Source organism: Arthrobacter sp. zg-Y1110 (genome assembly GCF_025244865.1).
In the GTDB taxonomy this organism is placed as follows: domain Bacteria; phylum Actinomycetota; class Actinomycetes; order Actinomycetales; family Micrococcaceae; genus Arthrobacter_B.
In genome coordinates, this window is record NZ_CP104272.1 from 131,661 (window position 1) to 147,880 (window position 16,220).

A 16,220-nucleotide genomic window follows, 5' to 3' on the forward strand; every position below is an offset into this window, starting at 1 on the left:
GGATCCGTCCAGGCCGTGCCTGCCAGGGCCGGCCGCTGTTGGGAGGGGAACGGCGTGCCGGTGCGGTTCCCGGTGCTTTTGGTGGCTTCTGCTCGGATACATGCACGCCCGCGATCTGTGGCAACAGCCACGTTTATGCGCTGAGTGCGACTTTACTTTTGCCGCACCACCCGTGGCAATGGCCCTTGGGCGGCGCCGCGCCGACGGCCTGCAAACGGCATGCAGCGCTACGCTGAACCGATGGAAAACGTAACGTGGTCCGAGCCGGCGGAGCGACGCCGTGGGCGCGAACTGGTGGTCTTTCTGCACGGCTACGGATCCGGCGAGCAGGCAATGGAGCGGCTCTTCATCGCCCTGCCGGCTTCTGCTGTCGGAGCCGCCGTGCGGGGGCCGTTGGATGTGGGGGGAGCCAGCGGATGGTTCCTGCTGGATCCGCTCCTGAACTCGGACACCGCCGAGGTCCTGGAATCCTCGCTCTCGCTGCTGGCCTGGCTGGACCGGACCCGTACGGAATACGGGTTCACCGGAATCTCGCTGGTGGGATTCTCCCAGGGCATGGCCATGGCCGGCACGCTTTTGCGGTTGAGGCCGCAGGATTTCCGCGCCGTCGTCGGCCTTTCCGGTTTCATTGCCCGCAACGAACTCCTCGCCGCCGCGGAACCGCTGCCCGTGAGGGTGCCGTTCTTTTGGGGGCGGGACCGGGAGGACTGGGTCATTAATGCAGACGCAGTGAATTACACCGCGCAGTGGCTTGACGAGAATGTGGCGCTGACGGCGCGGACCTATTCGGGAATGGGGCATTCCATAGGTACTCGTGAAATCACGGATGTAGCGGTTTTCCTCCGCCGGTACCTTGCCGCCGACACGCCGTAGGGGAGGCCGACACGCCGTAGGGGAAATTGGGCGGAAATGGCGACACGCCCGCGGTACCTAACACACACCCAGCTGAATGGGAATTCCCCCCGGACTGTGACGTAAGGTTGCTGATCAAGTAGGCTGGGGGAAAGCGTGGCTCACAAGGTCGTGCTTCAAATCACTGTCACTCACACAGCAAGGAGAATCAAATGAGCTTCATTGCGTTCCTTATTCTTGGTCTCATCGCAGGTGCAATTGCAAAGATGGTCCTCCCGGGTCGTCAGGGCGGCGGCTGGATCGCCACCCTGGTTCTGGGTGTCATCGGCGCCCTTCTGGGCGGCTGGCTCGGCGGGCTTCTGTTCAACGTTCCGCTGGAGAACTTCTGGTCCATCCAGACGTGGCTCGTTGCAATCGTCGGTGCCCTCATCGTTCTGGTGATCTACGGCTTCGTAACCCGCAAGAGCAGCAACCGCGCCTAATTAGTGCGTAAGCGCCGCTGACGCGGCGTTGATTTAGAGGGCGGGGCCCCGGCGGAATATTCCGCCGGACCCCGCCCTTTGCTTTAGGTAAAACCCGCTGGTGTTGGAGTAATACCGTAGGTGTGAAGCCTGTACCGGATTTCCCCGAGGAGAGTTCTGTGAAGCGACGTAAGTTCAATCCCGCAGCCAAACTGGCCGGACGAGCCACTATGGGCGCGGACGGCAAGCCCAAGCCGCAGGTTGTGAAGGCCATCGAGCGTGCCGTGGAAGTCCAGCGGCCACTGGTGCTGGCGAACATCCGCAGGATGCAGCGCAAGAACCCGTCCGCCGATGCCGCCGAGCTGATCAGCATCCTGGACCGGCACTACATCAACGCAGTGACCGGCGGCGGCGCTGCCATCGGAGCCACTGCCGTGGTTCCGGGCGTGGGAACCGTCGCGGCACTTGGCCTGTCAGCCGCAGCGACGGTCGGTTTCCTCGAGGCGACAGCCCTGTACGCGCAGTCCGTGGCTGAACTGCACGGAGTCCGGCTGGCCGATCCGGAGAAGTCACGGACCATGGTCATGGCCATCATGCTGGGCGAGGAAGGGACCTCCATGATGCAGTCCCTGTCCGGACGCGGAACCGCTCAGGCCTGGGGCAGCAGCATGGGCAGTATGCCCTCCGGCCTGATGGGCTCGGTGGGCGGCAGCATCCGCAAGCAGTTCCTCAAGCGGGTTATGGCCAAGCAGGGCACCGCCCTGCTCGGACGTGCCCTGCCGCTGGGTGTGGGTGCCATAGTCGGCGGCGTGGGCAACCGTGCCATGGGCAAGGGCGTTATCAAGGCGACCCGGGCAGCCTTCGGCGAACCGCCGACGTCGATCCCCGGACAGCTGGCAGGAGAACTGGACCAGCTGGAGAAGTCCGCTTAGGGCAACGGTCCCTCAACGGAAAAAGGCCCGCCGGCATTTGCCGGCGGGCCTTTTTGTCCTAAGCGTGCCTTTTAGCCGAACCCGGGATCAGCCGAACACAGCCGTGGCGATGGTGAAGATCGCCAGCCCGGCCAGCGAACCAACCACTGTGCCGTTGATTCGGATGAACTGCAGGTCCTTGCCGACCTGCAGTTCGATCTTCTCCGAGGTCTCCTGCGCATCCCAGTTCTCCACTGTCTCGGTAATGACGGCGGCAATGTCGTTGCTGTACGTGCGGACCAAGTAGCCCGCAGCGTCCGCCACGTAACCGTTCACCTTGGCCGCGAGCTCCGGCTCGTTGATCAGGCGCGTACCGAAGTCCTGCAGTGCGGACTTGAAGTTCCGGGTGAGTTCACTGTCCGGGTCATCGGCGGCCGTCATCAGCGCGTTCTTGATGGTGGTCCAGGTGGAAGTCATCAGTTCGCGCACGCGCGGGTCATCCAGCACCTGCTCCTTCACCGCATCGGCCTTGGCCATGGTCTTGGGGTCCTCCTGCAGGTCCCGGGCCACTCCGGTGAGGTAGTTGTCCAATGCCACGCGCAGCTGGTGGTTGGGGTTTTCCTGCACGTCGATCAGGAACCGTTCGGCCTGGATCTGCACGCGCTCGCCGACCAGGTCATCCACGAAGGCGGGAACCCACGACGGCGAACGCTCGGTTACCAGCCGGCCGATCACTTCGGGGTTGGCCAGCACCCAGTCGGACAGGCTGTCCACAATCAGGTTAACCAGCTGGTGGTGGTGGCCCTCCTCGAAGATCCGCTGGGCCATTTTTCCGGCCGGCGGCCCCCACTGCGGATTCACTACGTGGCGGCGGAACATGGATTCCAGCACGTCGCGGACGGCGTCGTCGTCGAGTACCCTCAGGGCCCCGCGGATGGCTGCGGCACCTTCGGTGGCGACGCGTTCGGCTCCCTCGGGCCGGGCCAGCCAGGTGCCTGCCTTCGCAGCGACCTGCATGGAATCGAGCTTGGCCCGGATGATGTCTTCGGCCAGGAAGTTCTGTTCCACGAACTGGCCCAGGGACGCCCCGATCTGGTCCTTCTTCTCGGGGATGATGGCCGTGTGGGGGATCTTCACCCCCATCGGATGCTTGAACAGCGCGGTGACCGCGAACCAGTCGGCAAGGGCGCCTACCATGCCGCCCTCTGCCGCAGCGCGGACGTATTCCAGCCACGGGTACCTGTCCTGCAGGGCGAAGGAAAAGAGGAAGATGACGGCCAGGAGGATCAGCAGGCCCGTGGCCAGCATTTTCATGCGCCGCAGGGCATAGGCGCGCTGCTCGTCGGTGGGCTGGGCAACCACGCTCACGCGTGTACCTCCTTCACGGAGAAGGACATCTTCGAGGTTGACGCGTGTTTCAATACCGCTCCCTAATCCAGTGCCGGTCCCGCTGCCGATCCGCTGTAAGGAACTTCTGCGCGGGACCACCCCAATCTAATCAGTGATTGCCGCAGATGCGCTACGAACCGAGGATTCGGCGCCGTGTGGTTGAGTAGTGCCATGGCATCCCCCATAGAGGATTATGCGCTGGTTTCGGACCTGCACACCGGAGCCCTCATATCGCGGGCCGGCAGTATGGACTGGCTCTGCCTGCCGCGGTTCGATTCGCCGTCGGTGTTCGGTGCGCTGCTCGGGAGCAGCGACCACGGCCGGTGGCTGCTGGCACCGGAACATCCCGCAGCGACCGTAACGCACCGGGGGTATGTTGAGTCCACCTTCGTGCTGCGCACACATTGGCAGACGCCCTCCGGAGCGGTCCGGGTCACGGACTTCATGCCGGTGAAGGACCGGCGGGCGTCCCTGATCCGGCGGATCGAAGGCATGAGCGGCACTGTGGACATGCGGCAGGAACTGCAGATCCGCTTCGGCTACGGCACGGTCATTCCCTGGGTTTTCCGGGGACGGGACGACGACGGTGAACACCTTTCCGCCATTGCCGGACCCGGCGCGCTGGTGCTCCGCGGCGCCAATCTGCCGGCGGCCCAGGATCACCGCCACGTGGGGCGCTTCGAAGTCCGGGCCGGGGAATGCGTTGACCTGGAACTCACGTGGTACCCCTCGCACCGGCCGGTACCGCCCCGGCAGAACGTTGACACCGCCTTGGAAAGGACTGTCGGCTACTGGCAGGACTGGGGCCGGCAGTGCCCTCAAAACGTCCCCTATGAACACGCGGTACGCCGCTCGCTGCTGGTCCTGCGCGCCCTGACCCATGAGGACACCGGCGGCATTGTCGCCGCGCCCACCACCTCGCTGCCCGAAGAAGCCGGCGGGGACCGCAACTGGGACTACCGGTACTGCTGGCTGCGGGACGCCGCCCTGACGCTCGAGGCCATGCTGACCCACGGCTACGAGGAGGAGGCCTTGGAATGGCGCAGCTGGCTGCTGCGCGCCGTCGCCGGAGATCCCGAGGACCTGCAGATCATGTACGCCGTCGACGGCGGACGGGAACTGCCGGAGCAGATCCTCCCGCAGTTTCCCGGTTATGCGGGAGCTGCACCCGTGCGCATCGGCAACGGGGCCGTAGGGCAGTACCAGGCCGACGTGGTGGGCGAAGTGATGGTGGCCCTTGACCGGCTGCGGGACCGGGGCGTGCCGGAGGACCACTTTTCCTGGCCCCTGCAGCGGGCGCTGCTGACCTTCCTGGAAAAGCACTTGGAGGAACCGGACCGCGGCATCTGGGAGATGCGCGGGACGCCCCGGCATTTCACCCACTCACGGGTCATGATGTGGGCTGCCTTCGACCGGGCGGCCAAGGCGGCCAGGACCTATGGGCTCGACGGGCCGGTGGAGGTCTGGGAAGGGCTGCGGGACGGACTTCGCGACGAAGTGATGGAACGCGGCTGGGACCCCGCCCTGAACTCCTTCACCCAGTTCTACGGCAGCGGCACCGTGGACGCTGCCCTGCTCCAGCTGCCGCACGTGGGTTTCGTTGCCTACGACGACGAAAAAATGCTGGGCACGGTTTCCCGGCTGGAGTCGGAGCTGGTCAACGGCTCCGGACTCCTGCTGCGCTACGCCACCGATACCGGGGTGGACGGACTGGCGGCGGGGGAGAACCCCTTCCTGGCGTGCAGCTTCTGGCTGGTGGAACAGTACGCCCACTCGGGCCGGCTCCCCCAGGCCCGGCGGCTGATGGACCAGTTGGTGGGGTACGCCAACGAGCTTGGTCTGCTCAGTGAGGAATATGATGCAGAAAACAACACCATGGCCGGGAACTTTCCGCAGGCGTTTTCCCACCTGGCCCTGGTCCGCGCAGCCGATGCGATTGCCGTCGCCGTCGCTGCACAAGTGCCGACTCCCCGGCGGGCGGCCGTCCCCACAACCGAAGGAACCCGATGAACCGACAGACGCTCTCAGCAGCTGCCATGGCGGCCCTGCTGACCACCAGCGCCGTCAACCACTTCCGTAACCCGCGCTTCTACAACGCGGTGGTTCCGCGCAGCATCAGCACCGATACCGAGGGGAAGTTCGGTGTGCTGACCCGGCGCCAGTGGACGCACGTCAGCGGAGTCATTGAGTTCGCGGCCGCCGCCGGACTGCTGCTGCCGGCTACGCGGCGGCTGGCGGCGACGGGGACGGCGGCCATGTACGTTGCCTTCATTGCGGGGCACATCTCTGCCCTGCAGCGCGCCTTCGGCCCCCGCGGCGGGGACAAAGAGAAACTGATCCACAGTGTCCGGCTCCCGCTCCAGCTGCCGTTGATCCTCTGGGCATGGAACCTGCGGAAATAACGGATGTCTTCGAAGCTCCTCCTGCTTTCGGATACCCATCTGCCCAAGCGGGCGAAGGTGCTTCCCGAGGTCCTCTGGGCCGACATTGAAGCCGCCGACATTGTGGTGCACGCCGGAGACTGGGTGAACGAGGAGCTGCTCGACCAGCTTCAGTCCCGCTCGCGGCGGCTGATCGCCTGCTACGGCAACAACGACGGCGCCGAGCTGCGGAACCGGCTGCCGCTGGTGGCCCGGGCGGTGGTTGAAGAGGTGCGGCTCGCCGTCGTGCATGAGACAGGTCCCGCCGCTAAGCGCGGAGAGCGGATGGACGCCCAGTTTCCGGACACGGACCTGCTGGTCTTCGGCCACAGCCACATCCCGTGGGACTCCGTGACACCAGCGGGGATGCGCCTGCTGAACCCCGGGTCCCCCACGGACCGGCGGCGGCAGCCGTTCTGCACCTACCTGCGGCTGGAAATTGACGGGAAAACAGTAACGCCCGATCTCCAGCGGCTTCCACCGCGGGGGATCGGGCGTTCCTAGGGACGTTCCGGGCGCGCCTTGCGGCGCGGCACCGCCATGCCCGGTCAGGCCGGGACGGTGTCCTTACGCAGGGCCGCCGGCTCGGCCACCTTGGGCCGGCCGGTGCGCAGGCAGGCGATCGCTCCGCCGCCCACAAGCATCGGAACGATGAAGAGGAAGTAAAGGTTGCCGGGTTCCCAGCCGCCGTCGATCAGGGAACCGGCCACGATCGGGGAGATGATGGCACCCACCCGGCCCATGCCGGTGATGAACCCTACCGCCGTGGCGCGTACGTCCGAGGAGTAGTACACGGGACCGATGGAGAACATGCCGGCGATGCCGGCGTTCACCAGGAAGCCCAGCAGGGCCGCCGCCAGCAGGGCCGTGGACAGCGCGCCGGTGGAGACTGCGTACACGCCGAAGCCGCCTGCGGCGAGGACGAAGAACGTGACCAGGACCCACTTGACGGCGAATCGGGCGGCGATCAGTCCGAAGACGATGGAACCGATGATCGCGCCGAGGCTGAAGAGCACGCCGGCGTCGATGCCGTCCTGCGCCGTGAAGCCGCTGGAAGCGACTAGCTTGGGCGTCCAGGAGTTCGCGAAGTAGAAGCTGGCCATCAGCATCATGAATGCGATGGACAGGAAGACGGTGGTCGCCGCGTATTTGCCGGAGAACAGGGACTTCCAGCGTGAGCCGATAGTCAGCGCCGTGCCCTTGGGAATGACTGGCAGTTCTGTGATCGCCGGCTGGTCCAGGCGGGCCAGGATGCGGTTGGTCTTGTCCAGCGCGCCGGCCGGGCGCCGGGTCATGAGGTAGTCCAGGGATTCGGGCAGCAGCTTCAGGATGAACGGAATCATGGCCAGCGTGATGATGCCGCCGAAAATGAACGCCGCGTGCCAGCTGTAGGCCGCGATGAGGATGCCCGCAATGATGCCGCCCAGCATGCCGCCGATAGGCTGCCCGGCGCTGTAGAAGCTGATCGCGGTGGAACGCCGTTTGGCCGAGGAGTACTCGGAGACGAAGACGTTGAGGCTCGCCTGCATGGTGCCGATGGCCAGTCCGGTGATGAAGCGCAGCACAAAGAGGACTTCATAGGTCGGAGCGAACGCGGAGGCGAACATCCCCGCCGAAATCACCAGCGCACAGATCAGGATGGTCTTCTGCCGGCCGATGATGTCGGCCACCTGGGCCACCAGGATGGATCCCACAGCCATGCCGAAGAGGGCCGAGGAGAGCAGCATGCCCAGCTCGGCACCGCTGAGGTCCCAGTGCTCGCTGATCGAATTGGCGCTGAAAGCCATGACCAGGACGTCAAAGCCGTCGATCATGTTCAGGGCGACACAGATGGCGACAATGCCGACCTGCATGCGCTTCATAGGAGCCGCTTCGATGCGTTCCTTGATTTCCATGGGCCTTACCTAACTTGCTCTTGGGGCGGGGGGGGGCCGGCCACGCTGTACGCATGCCGAACGTGTGTTCGTTTAAAGAACCTCAATGAGTGTAGGGCCACAGGGGTGTGTGGTGCGAATTACATCTGTGCACCGTTCCCGGAGGGCTGCCCGGGCGGTTAACCGCAAAAAGCCAGGACCCGCGGCCTTGCGGCGGGTCCTGGCTTTTTGCGGCAGATCCGGTGTCGGTTAGTTCTGGATGCCGGGCTGGAAAACGACCTTGATGCAGCCGTCTTCCTTCTTCTGGAACTTCTCGTACAGCTCCGGTGCGTCCTCAAGGCTGGCCTGGTGGGTCACCAGGTTGGTCACGCCCAGCGGATCGGCGGAATCCTCGACCAGCGGAATCAGGTCATCAACCCAGCGCTTGACGTTGCACTGGCCCATCCGCAGGTTCAGCTGCTTGTCGAACATGTTCATCAGCGGCATCGGGCTGGCCGTGCCGCCGTACACGCCGCTGAGTGAGACCGTTCCGCCGCGTCGCACCGCGTCGAGTGCGCCGTGCAGGGCGGAGAGCCGGTCCGTTCCGGCGGTTTCCATGGCCTTCTGGGCCAGCTTGTCCGGCAGCAGGCCAACCGCAGTCTGGGCGGCCTTGCCGACCGGAGAGCCGTGGGCTTCCATGCCGACGGCGTCCACCACCGAGTCGGGGCCGCGGCCGTCGGTCATTTCGCGCAGTTCGTCGGCAATGTCCTTATGCAGGTCCAGGACCTCGACGCCGTACTGGCCGGCGAGCTTGCGGCGCTCCTCCACGGGGTCGACGCCGATAACGCGGTAGCCGAGGTGGGTGCCGATGCGGGCAGCGAACTGGCCCACCGGTCCCAGGCCGTAGACGGCGAGCGTGCCGCCGTCGGGCACGTTGGCGTACTGAACGCCCTGCCAGGCGGTGGGCAGGATGTCGGAGAGGAACAGGTAGCGGTGGTCCGGCAGTTCCGAGCCGACCTTGATGGGGCCGTAGTCGGCATGCGGCACGCGCAGGTATTCAGCCTGGCCGCCCGGGACGGAACCGTAGAGCTCCGAGAAGCCGAACAGCTGGGCGCCCATTCCCTTTTCACGCACCTGGGTCACCTCGCACTGGGTCTGCAGGCCCTGGCGGCACATGAAGCAGCTGCCGCAGGCAATCTGGAAGGGAATGACCACGCGGTCACCCTTCTTCAGGTTGGTGACGGCCGAGCCGACCTCTTCCACGATGCCCATGGACTCGTGGCCGAGGATGTCACCCGGCTTCATGTACGGCATCAGGACGGCGTACAGGTGGAGGTCCGAACCGCAGACGGCGGTGGAAGTGACGCGGATGATGGCGTCGGTCGGTTCCTGGATCACCGGATCCGGAACCACCTCTACGCTGACGGACTCTTTTCCCTGCCATGTAACTGCTTTCACGTGCGAACCTCCTGCTAGTTGCATTCTGAGTGCGTTGAAAGAACTGACTCCCATTGTGTCAATTCATAAGCGTACTGACAAAACAGGTGTTTGTTCGGGCAGAAAGCGCCTCCGACGGGGCGGGAGGGGTGCGCGGCGGGAGGGCTAGGAGCGGCGGCCCGGCAGGACACGCCACCGAGGAGCGGTTCCGTCGGGTATCGCGGCGTCCCCGGGTCCGGGCTCATACGGCCCGGCAAGGACCCGGGTATTCCGGCGCAGGATCATCGCCAGTGCAGTGTCGTTATCCAGTGCTTCGCGGCTCCCCGGGGGAAGGCTGCCGGCGGTCGGATGGCCGGGCAGGGCATCCGGTGGAAGCTGGATGTGGACGCGCATCTGCAGGTTGGCAGGCGCTGAGCGTTCGACGTCGTCCGCGACCCCGGCGAGCACCTCCAGGGCGGCGGCTTCAATCCGGACGGTGCGCGTGAGGTTCACGCAGATGTCGGCGCCCAGCTTGGCGGTGTGCTGGAGGATGTTCAGCAGGGTCTCGCAGCTGGCGCCCGTGAGTGCTCCGCGGACTTCAATCGAGGCGGCTGAATTCCGCGTATCTATCTGGACCAGGACACGCAGCGGCTTTTCCATGTCTTCTCCACGCCGACAGGTATCCCCGGCCGCTGCTTAACCGGGTCTGCAACCGTATCAACGCGGATGTCCTGCTGTCTGCCGTTCTTTCCCTTTTAGCGGATTTCGGTTGCAAACGCTCAGAACGTAGCTGCGGATTCCTTGTGGTGTCCGACGACGGCGGCGGTCGCCTCCGCAATGGCCTCCTCTTCGTCGGTGGGCACCACGAGGACGGCAATGGCAGAGTCGGGCGTACTGATGCGCCGGGCCTGCTTGCCGGGTGCCAGATTGGCTTCGGAGTCGAGCCGGATGCCGAGGGGACCCAGCTGGTCCACCACCAGCTGGCGGAAACTCCAGCCGTTTTCGCCGATCCCCGCAGTGAAAACCACCGCCTGCGCGCCGCCCACGGCCACGTGGTAGGCACCGATGTACTTGGCCAGCCGGTAGGCGGCCACGGTCAGGGCCAGTCGAGCCTGCTCATTGCCGTTGTCGGCCGCTTCCTCGATACCGCGCATGTCCGACTCGCCGGCCAGGGCCCGCAGCCCCGACTCCCGGTTGAGCAGGTTGTCCAGGGCGTCGGCGTCGTACCCCTGCCGGGCCAGGAAAATGAGGATCGACGGGTCAACATCTCCGCTGCGGGTGCCCATTACCAGGCCCTCCAGGGGGGTGAATCCCATGGATGTGTCGATGCTCCTGCCGTCCTTGATGGCCGCCACCGAGGCACCGTTGCCCAAATGGGCGATCACGCCGTTGAACTCTGACGGCTCAATGCCCAGGAAGCGTGCAGCGGCCGGTGCGACGTAGGCGTAGCTGGTGCCGTGGAAGCCGTAGCGGCGGATGCCGTGACGCCGGTACAGGCTGTCGGGCAGTGCATAGCGCCAGGCGTGTTCGGGCAGGGTGCGGTGGAAAGCGGTGTCGAAGACGGCCACCTGCGGGATCTTCGGCCACTTGTCATGGACGGCGCGGATGCCCATGGCGCTCGCGGGGTTGTGCAGCGGGGCCAGCGGGCTGAGCCGTTCAATCGAGCGGACAATTTCGTTGTTGACCAGTACGGGTTCGCTGAAGCGTTCCCCGCCGTGCACCACCCGGTGCCCCACGGCGTCGATAGTGCGTCCGTCCAGCTCGTCGCGGAGCCTGCTGCTGAGTTCTTCCAGCGCGGACGCGTGGTCCGGAACCACGTCGCCGATCCGGTCGATGATTCCCTTGGCCAGCAGCTCCTGGGTATCGGTCTCCCGGACCTGGTACTTCAGCGAAGAGGACCCGGAATTGATGACAAGAACCAGCATTTAATCCTCCTGTGCCTGCACCGCGGTGATGGCCACGGTGTTCACGATGTCCTCAACGGTGCAGCCGCGGCTGAGGTCGTTGACTGGTTTGCGCAGGCCCTGCAGGATCGGGCCCACGGCCACGGCTCCGGCGGACTGCTGCACGGCCTTGTAGGTGTTATTTCCGGTATTCAGGTCAGGGAAGATGAACACCGTGGCCTGTCCCGCCACCGAGGAACCGGGTGCCTTGGAAGCGGCTACGGAGGCATCGACGGCGGCGTCGTACTGGATGGGTCCTTCCACCGGGAGATCCGGGCGGGCGCGGCGCACCAGCTCGGTGGCCTGCCGGACGCGTTCCACCGAGCCGCCCGTTCCGGAGGAGCCGGTGGAGTAGGAGAGCATGGCGACCCGCGGCGTGACTCCGAACTGCTCGGCGGTGGCGGCGGAGGCGAGGGCGATGTCCGCCAACTGCTCGGCGTCCGGGTCCGGATTCACTGCACAGTCCCCGTAGACAAGGACGCGGTCCTCCAGCAGCATCAGGAACACCGAGGAGACGATCTTGACGCCCTCGCGGGTCCGGATGAACTCCAGGGCAGGCCGGATGGTGTTGGCGGTGGTGTGGGCCGCGCCGGAGACCATGCCGTCCATCCTGCCCAGCTGCACCATCATGGTGCCGAAATATGCCCCGTGGAGCATACGTTCGCTGGCGTCTTCCAGGGATACGCCCTTGTGTTTACGGAGAGTGGCGTATTCGCGGGCAAATTCCTCCCGCAGGGCACTGGTTGCCGGGTTGATGAGGTTGATGTTGGACAAGTCAATGCCCTCGCTTGCTGCCAGTTCACGGATCTGGCCCTCCGGGCCCAGCACCGTCAGGGCACACACGTCCCGCCGGCTGAGGATCTCTGCGGCCTGCAGAACCCGCAGGTCCAACCCTTCCGGCAGCACGATCCGCTGCCGGCTGGTACGGGCCCGCACGATCAGCTCATTGAGGAACCGCAGCGGTGTGGTGGTGGCAGGGCGGGGCAGTGCCAGGCGTTCCAGCATTTCGGCCTCATCCACATGCCGGGACCAGGTGCCCAGGGCTGCGGCGACCTTCCGCCGGTTGCCGCTGGAAATCTCGCCCCGGACCCTGCTGACCCTGCGCGCGGTGATATAGGTGTCCGTTTCGACTTCGAAGACTGGGAAGGGTGCCGAAGCCAGCAGTCCCAGGATGGCCGGTTCCACCTCGATGCCGCCGGTGAGGATCATGCCGCTGGCCACGGGAAAGTCCGAGGAGAAGGAGGATGCCAGGGTGGCGACCATAACGTCGGCGCGGTCGGCCGGGACAATCACCAGGGTCCCGTCCGAAAGCTGCGGGATGAAGTTCCCAACGGTCATGGCGGCAACCTTGACTGCGGAAACGTCGCGTTCAAGGTTGGCGCTGCCTGCCACTTGGCGGGCCCGCAGCGCCGTCTGCACTTCGGCGATCGACGGCTGGGAGATTTCACTCTGTTCGGGAATGACGTAGACCGGCCGGCCGCTCTGTCCGGGCCGGATGGCGCTGGTGATGGCCTCGACGTCGGACGGTGCTGCCCGGTTGACCATCACGGCCAGCAGGTCGCACTTCGCGTCGGCCAATTGGCGGCGGGCCACGTCGACGGCGTCGGCCGTCTCCGCCGCAGTGGTGTCCTGGGCGTTGACGACGGCGAGCACGACAGTGCCCAGGTCATTGGCCAGCCGGGCGTTGAGATCGAACTCCAGGGCGACGTCGTGCCCGGAGAGATCGGTGCCTTCGACAATGACGACGTCGCAGTTTGCGGCAATTTCGCTGTAAACGGCCAGGCAGCGGGCATCAACTTCGCCACGCTCCCCGGCAACCAGCAATGCACGCAGCTGGGTCCGGGTCAGGCCGCCGCGGCAGGTGGCCGGGCCCAGGTTGAAGCGGCGCTGCATCAGCTCCACCATGGGATCCTGTGCCGGATTGTCGCCCTCGACGATCGGCCGGAAAAAGCCCACCCGGTCTGCGTGCCGGCCGAGCATGTCCGCCAGCCCCAGGCTGATCAGGGATTTGCCGGATCCGGGCGTCATGGCGCTTACATAGATTCCGCGGGCCATAGCTGCTTGTCCGTTCGTTGCCGGGATGAAACCTGGGTTAGCCGCCCCTGACAAGCGAGTGGCGTACGTCATATCCATCCTCCCAAAAGGCCGCGGCACTTGCCAGCCAGCGCCCCGGTGCCGGTTCCGCAGGAGGTGCTTCTTGGACTCCGGCGTCTCAGAATGTGAGACTAAAATAAAAGCCGCATGGCGCCCAGCCTAAGATTGATCGGTTAGATTTCCCTCAGATAAGGCGAGGATCCACGTGAGTCTCTTCCGTACCAAACCCATCGAGAGTTCCCTTGCGGACGCCGACGAGCCCGGCCGTCGGCTAAAGCGCTCACTCACCACCTGGGACCTCATGATTATGGGCGTCGCGGTTGCCGTCGGCGCCGGTATCTTCTCGGTAGGCGCCCGGGCAGCGGGGCAGTTCTCCGGCCCGGCCGTAACCCTTTCGTTCGTCCTGGCGGCGATCACCTGCGCGCTCGCCATCATGTGTTACGCCGAGTTCGCCACGGCCATTCCGGTGGCAGGTTCCGCCTACGTGTTCACCTACGCCACGATGGGCGAGCTGGCTGCCTGGATCATCGGCTGGAACCTCATCCTGGAGCTGTTCACCGCAGCGGCAGTTATTGCGAAGTACTGGGGCATCTACCTCAGCGAGGTCTTTGCACTTATCGGCTGGGACATACCGGCAACGCTGGAACTGGGTGTGATTTCGCTGACCTGGGGACCGTTCCTGATCGTCGCAGTCTTTACCTTCCTCCTGGTCATGGGTACCAAGCTTTCCGCTCAGGTGAGCAACGTTTTCACCATCATCAAGGTGGGCGTGGTGCTCTTCGTGATTGTCGCCGGTTTCTTCTACGTCAAGGCGGAGAACTACACGCCGTTTATTCCGGACCCGGTCTCCACCGCCACTGATGGAAGCTCGGGGGTCCTGAAGCAGTCCCTGTTCTCCTTCCTGACCGGTGCCGCCCCTGCGCAGTACGGATTGTTCGGTGTCTTTGCCGGCGCCGCCATCGTTTTCTTCGCGTTCATCGGATTCGACGTGGTGGCCACCTCTGCCGAAGAGGTCAAGGACCCGGGCAAGACCCTTCCGCGGGGCATCTTCGCCGGCCTGGCCGTGGTCACGCTGCTTTACATCGGCGTCTCCCTGGCGCTGACCGGCATGGTCCCCTACACCGACCTGGCCGCAGCCGAAGACCCCAACCTCGCAACGGCCTTTGCACTTGTGGGAAACACCGGTGCGGCATCGGTCATCGCCGTCGGATCCCTGATTGGCCTGACCACGGTGATCATGGTGCTGCTGATGGGCCTGGCCCGCGTGGTGCTGGCGATGTCCCGCGACGGCCTGCTGCCCCGCTCGCTCTCCCGGACCAGCGACAAGCACTCCACGCCGGCCCGGCTGCAGATTATCCTCGGTGTCCTGGTGGCCGTGGTGGCAGGGTTCACGCGGGTGGACGTTCTCGAGGAAATGATCAACATCGGCACGCTCTCCGCGTTCGTGGTGGTTAGCCTGGGCATCCTGGTGCTGCGGAAAAAGCGTCCGGACCTGCGCCCGGCCTTCCGGGTGCCCTTCGGTCCGGTGATCCCGGTCCTTTCCGCGGTGCTGTGCCTGTACCTGATGACCAACCTGGCTGTTGAGACCTGGATCTACTTCGCGGGCTGGCTGGTCGTTGGCTTCCTGCTGTACTTCGCCTACGGGCAGCGGCATTCGCGTCTCAACGAGAAATTCCATGACGTGGCCGCCGCCGGTGAAAGCCGGGACGCGGCAGTCTGAGCCCGGCGGGCCGAACGGTCCGCCAGCAAACCCCTAAACCCGCGCAGGCTGCTCCGAGCGGCCTGCGCGGGTTTTTTGGTGCCTGCAGTGGCACACTGGGCAGATGCTTGTAGCCTTTTCCGTCGCTCCGTCCGGTACCGGCCCACAGACACCCGCCGGCGGTCCGTCGGCCTCGGTGCACGACGCCGTGGCCGCCGCCGTTCGAATTGTCCGGGAATCCGGCCTGCCGAATTCCACGGACGCCATGTTCACCACCCTTGAGGGCGAGTGGGACGAAGTCATGGATGTCATCCGCCGGGCCACGGAAGCGGTTGGCCAGTACGGCAGCCGGGTTTCGCTGGTGCTCAAGGCGGATATCCGGCCGGGGCACACCGGTGAATTGACCGGCAAGGTGGAACGGCTGGAAAAGGCACTCGGCGACCTGGACGAGTACAGCGGGCACGCCTAGGCACGCAGCGGCCGGACACACCGGCGGAACGGGAGCAGGGGATGTCGCAGTGGGAGCAGGTCGAGGAGTACCTCAGCAGCCGCGTGGTGCGGCCGGATGACCAGCTGAAAGCCATCATTGCTGCGACCGGGGCCGCAGGGCTGCCGGCAATCGAGGTAACCGCCGCGCAGGGGAAGTTCCTGATGCTGCTGGCCCGCATCTCCGGTGCCCGGCGGATCCTGGAGATCGGCACCCTGGGCGGGTTCAGCACGGCCTGGCTCGCCCGGGCGCTGCCCGACGACGGCGAACTCATCACGTGCGAATACGAACCCCGCCATGCGGAGGTGGCCCGCGCCAATCTGGCCGCGGCCGGGCTTCTGGACCGCGTGACCATTCGGGTGGGCGCAGCCTTGGACACCCTGCCGGATCTGGCCGAGGCAGAGCCGTTCGATCTGTTCTTCATTGACGCGGACAAGGTCAACAACCCCGCCTACCTGGAGTGGGCGGTGAAACTGTCCCGGCCGGGGAGCGTGATTGTGCTGGACAACGTGGTCCGCGGCGGCAGCGTCCTGGACCCCGGCGGCGACGAAGCGGTGCAGGGCACCCGCGCTGCGGTGGACATCCTGGGCTCGCATCCGCGGCTGGACGCCACCGCCCTGCAGACAGTGGGGAGCAAGGGGTGGGACGGGTTTGCGCTGGCGGTGGTGGCGTGACTCTCCCCGGTCAGGGACGTA

General features: G+C 65.5%; 15 protein-coding genes. 9 read left to right on the forward strand and 6 right to left on the reverse strand.

Annotated elements, in window-relative coordinates; all coding sequences use genetic code 11:
- Window positions 1–240 precede the first annotated feature (240 nt).
- The 3 genes from N2K99_RS00665 to N2K99_RS00675 all read left to right on the forward strand — a co-directional run bounded on the left by N2K99_RS00665 (window position 241) and on the right by N2K99_RS00675 (window position 2,245).
- A complete protein-coding gene (locus tag N2K99_RS00665) occupies window positions 241–873 on the forward strand; it encodes an alpha/beta hydrolase (RefSeq protein ID WP_227932620.1) in 633 nt (210 codons plus the stop codon).
- A gap of 191 nt (window positions 874–1,064) precedes the next feature.
- On the forward strand, window positions 1,065–1,334 hold the full coding sequence (locus N2K99_RS00670; protein ID WP_227932619.1) for a GlsB/YeaQ/YmgE family stress response membrane protein: 270 nt from the start codon (window positions 1,065–1,067) through the stop codon (window positions 1,332–1,334).
- Between the two features lie 158 nt (window positions 1,335–1,492).
- Complete coding sequence (locus tag N2K99_RS00675; RefSeq protein WP_374200011.1) at window positions 1,493–2,245, forward strand: hypothetical protein; 753 nt, start codon at window positions 1,493–1,495, stop codon at window positions 2,243–2,245.
- An 87-nt stretch (window positions 2,246–2,332) separates the two neighbouring features.
- Here the strand turns inward: N2K99_RS00675 and N2K99_RS00680 are convergent, their stop codons facing one another.
- A complete protein-coding gene (locus N2K99_RS00680; RefSeq protein ID WP_227920971.1) occupies window positions 2,333–3,538 on the reverse strand; it encodes a DUF445 domain-containing protein in 1,206 nt (401 codons plus the stop codon).
- Window positions 3,539–3,784: 246 nt separating this feature from the next.
- Between N2K99_RS00680 and N2K99_RS00685 the strand changes: the two genes are divergently transcribed.
- The 3 genes from N2K99_RS00685 to N2K99_RS00695 are packed head-to-tail and all read left to right on the forward strand — an operon-like array spanning window position 3,785 to window position 6,537.
- Window positions 3,785–5,623 carry a glycoside hydrolase family 15 protein gene (locus N2K99_RS00685; RefSeq protein ID WP_227932618.1) on the forward strand — a complete coding sequence of 613 codons (1,839 nt, stop codon included), beginning with the start codon at window positions 3,785–3,787 and terminating at the stop codon, window positions 5,621–5,623.
- Window positions 5,620–6,015 carry a hypothetical protein gene (locus tag N2K99_RS00690; protein WP_227920692.1) on the forward strand — a complete coding sequence of 132 codons (396 nt, stop codon included), beginning with the start codon at window positions 5,620–5,622 and terminating at the stop codon, window positions 6,013–6,015. Before N2K99_RS00685 ends, N2K99_RS00690 begins: the two co-directional genes overlap by 4 nt.
- Before the next feature lie 3 nt (window positions 6,016–6,018).
- Window positions 6,019–6,537, forward strand: coding sequence for a metallophosphoesterase (locus N2K99_RS00695; protein ID WP_227932617.1), 519 nt, complete (start codon window positions 6,019–6,021; stop codon window positions 6,535–6,537).
- 44 nt (window positions 6,538–6,581) lie between these two features.
- Here N2K99_RS00695 and N2K99_RS00700 read toward each other — a convergent pair whose 3' ends face one another.
- The 5 genes from N2K99_RS00700 to pta form a co-directional block, all read right to left on the reverse strand.
- Window positions 6,582–7,928: an MFS transporter gene (locus N2K99_RS00700; protein ID WP_227932616.1), complete on the reverse strand. Its 1,347-nt coding sequence runs from the start codon at window positions 7,926–7,928 to the stop codon at window positions 6,582–6,584.
- Between the two features lie 228 nt (window positions 7,929–8,156).
- Complete coding sequence (locus tag N2K99_RS00705; protein WP_227920707.1) at window positions 8,157–9,344, reverse strand: zinc-dependent alcohol dehydrogenase; 1,188 nt, start codon at window positions 9,342–9,344, stop codon at window positions 8,157–8,159.
- A 144-nt stretch (window positions 9,345–9,488) separates the two neighbouring features.
- On the reverse strand, window positions 9,489–9,962 hold the full coding sequence (locus N2K99_RS00710) for a hypothetical protein (protein WP_227932615.1): 474 nt from the start codon (window positions 9,960–9,962) through the stop codon (window positions 9,489–9,491).
- Window positions 9,963–10,081: 119 nt separating this feature from the next.
- Window positions 10,082–11,227, reverse strand: coding sequence for an acetate/propionate family kinase (locus tag N2K99_RS00715; RefSeq protein WP_227920711.1), 1,146 nt, complete (start codon window positions 11,225–11,227; stop codon window positions 10,082–10,084).
- Window positions 11,228–13,300, reverse strand: a complete 2,073-nt coding sequence (gene pta, locus N2K99_RS00720) for a phosphate acetyltransferase (RefSeq protein ID WP_227920713.1) — start codon at window positions 13,298–13,300, stop codon at window positions 11,228–11,230. It lies immediately after the preceding gene.
- 244 nt (window positions 13,301–13,544) lie between these two features.
- On the opposite strand from pta, the gene N2K99_RS00725 reads away from it, so the two are divergent.
- From N2K99_RS00725 to N2K99_RS00735, 3 genes are all read left to right on the forward strand, one after another.
- Window positions 13,545–15,059: an APC family permease gene (locus N2K99_RS00725; protein WP_227920715.1), complete on the forward strand. Its 1,515-nt coding sequence runs from the start codon at window positions 13,545–13,547 to the stop codon at window positions 15,057–15,059.
- A 103-nt stretch (window positions 15,060–15,162) separates the two neighbouring features.
- Entirely contained in the window at window positions 15,163–15,507 is a 345-nt protein-coding gene (locus N2K99_RS00730; RefSeq protein WP_227920717.1) for a thiamine-binding protein, read from the forward strand.
- 41 nt (window positions 15,508–15,548) lie between these two features.
- Entirely contained in the window at window positions 15,549–16,199 is a 651-nt protein-coding gene (locus N2K99_RS00735) for an O-methyltransferase (protein WP_227920719.1), read from the forward strand.
- Window positions 16,200–16,220: the final 21 nt, after the last annotated feature.

Coding starts and splice junctions, on each gene's coding strand:
- N2K99_RS00735 (WP_227920719.1), top strand. CDS start 15,549: ATGTCGCAGTGGGAGCAGGTCGAGGAGTACCTCAGCAGCCGCGTGGTG.
- N2K99_RS00710 (WP_227932615.1), bottom strand. CDS start 9,962: ATGGAAAAGCCGCTGCGTGTCCTGGTCCAGATAGATACGCGGAATTCA.
- N2K99_RS00670 (WP_227932619.1), top strand. CDS start 1,065: ATGAGCTTCATTGCGTTCCTTATTCTTGGTCTCATCGCAGGTGCAATT.
- N2K99_RS00680 (WP_227920971.1), bottom strand. CDS start 3,538: ATGAAAATGCTGGCCACGGGCCTGCTGATCCTCCTGGCCGTCATCTTC.
- N2K99_RS00730 (WP_227920717.1), top strand. CDS start 15,163: ATGCTTGTAGCCTTTTCCGTCGCTCCGTCCGGTACCGGCCCACAGACA.
- N2K99_RS00685 (WP_227932618.1), top strand. CDS start 3,785: ATGGCATCCCCCATAGAGGATTATGCGCTGGTTTCGGACCTGCACACC.
- N2K99_RS00700 (WP_227932616.1), bottom strand. CDS start 7,928: ATGGAAATCAAGGAACGCATCGAAGCGGCTCCTATGAAGCGCATGCAG.
- N2K99_RS00690 (WP_227920692.1), top strand. CDS start 5,620: ATGAACCGACAGACGCTCTCAGCAGCTGCCATGGCGGCCCTGCTGACC.
- N2K99_RS00665 (WP_227932620.1), top strand. CDS start 241: ATGGAAAACGTAACGTGGTCCGAGCCGGCGGAGCGACGCCGTGGGCGC.
- N2K99_RS00715 (WP_227920711.1), bottom strand. CDS start 11,227: ATGCTGGTTCTTGTCATCAATTCCGGGTCCTCTTCGCTGAAGTACCAG.
- N2K99_RS00695 (WP_227932617.1), top strand. CDS start 6,019: ATGTCTTCGAAGCTCCTCCTGCTTTCGGATACCCATCTGCCCAAGCGG.
- pta (WP_227920713.1), bottom strand. CDS start 13,300: ATGGCCCGCGGAATCTATGTAAGCGCCATGACGCCCGGATCCGGCAAA.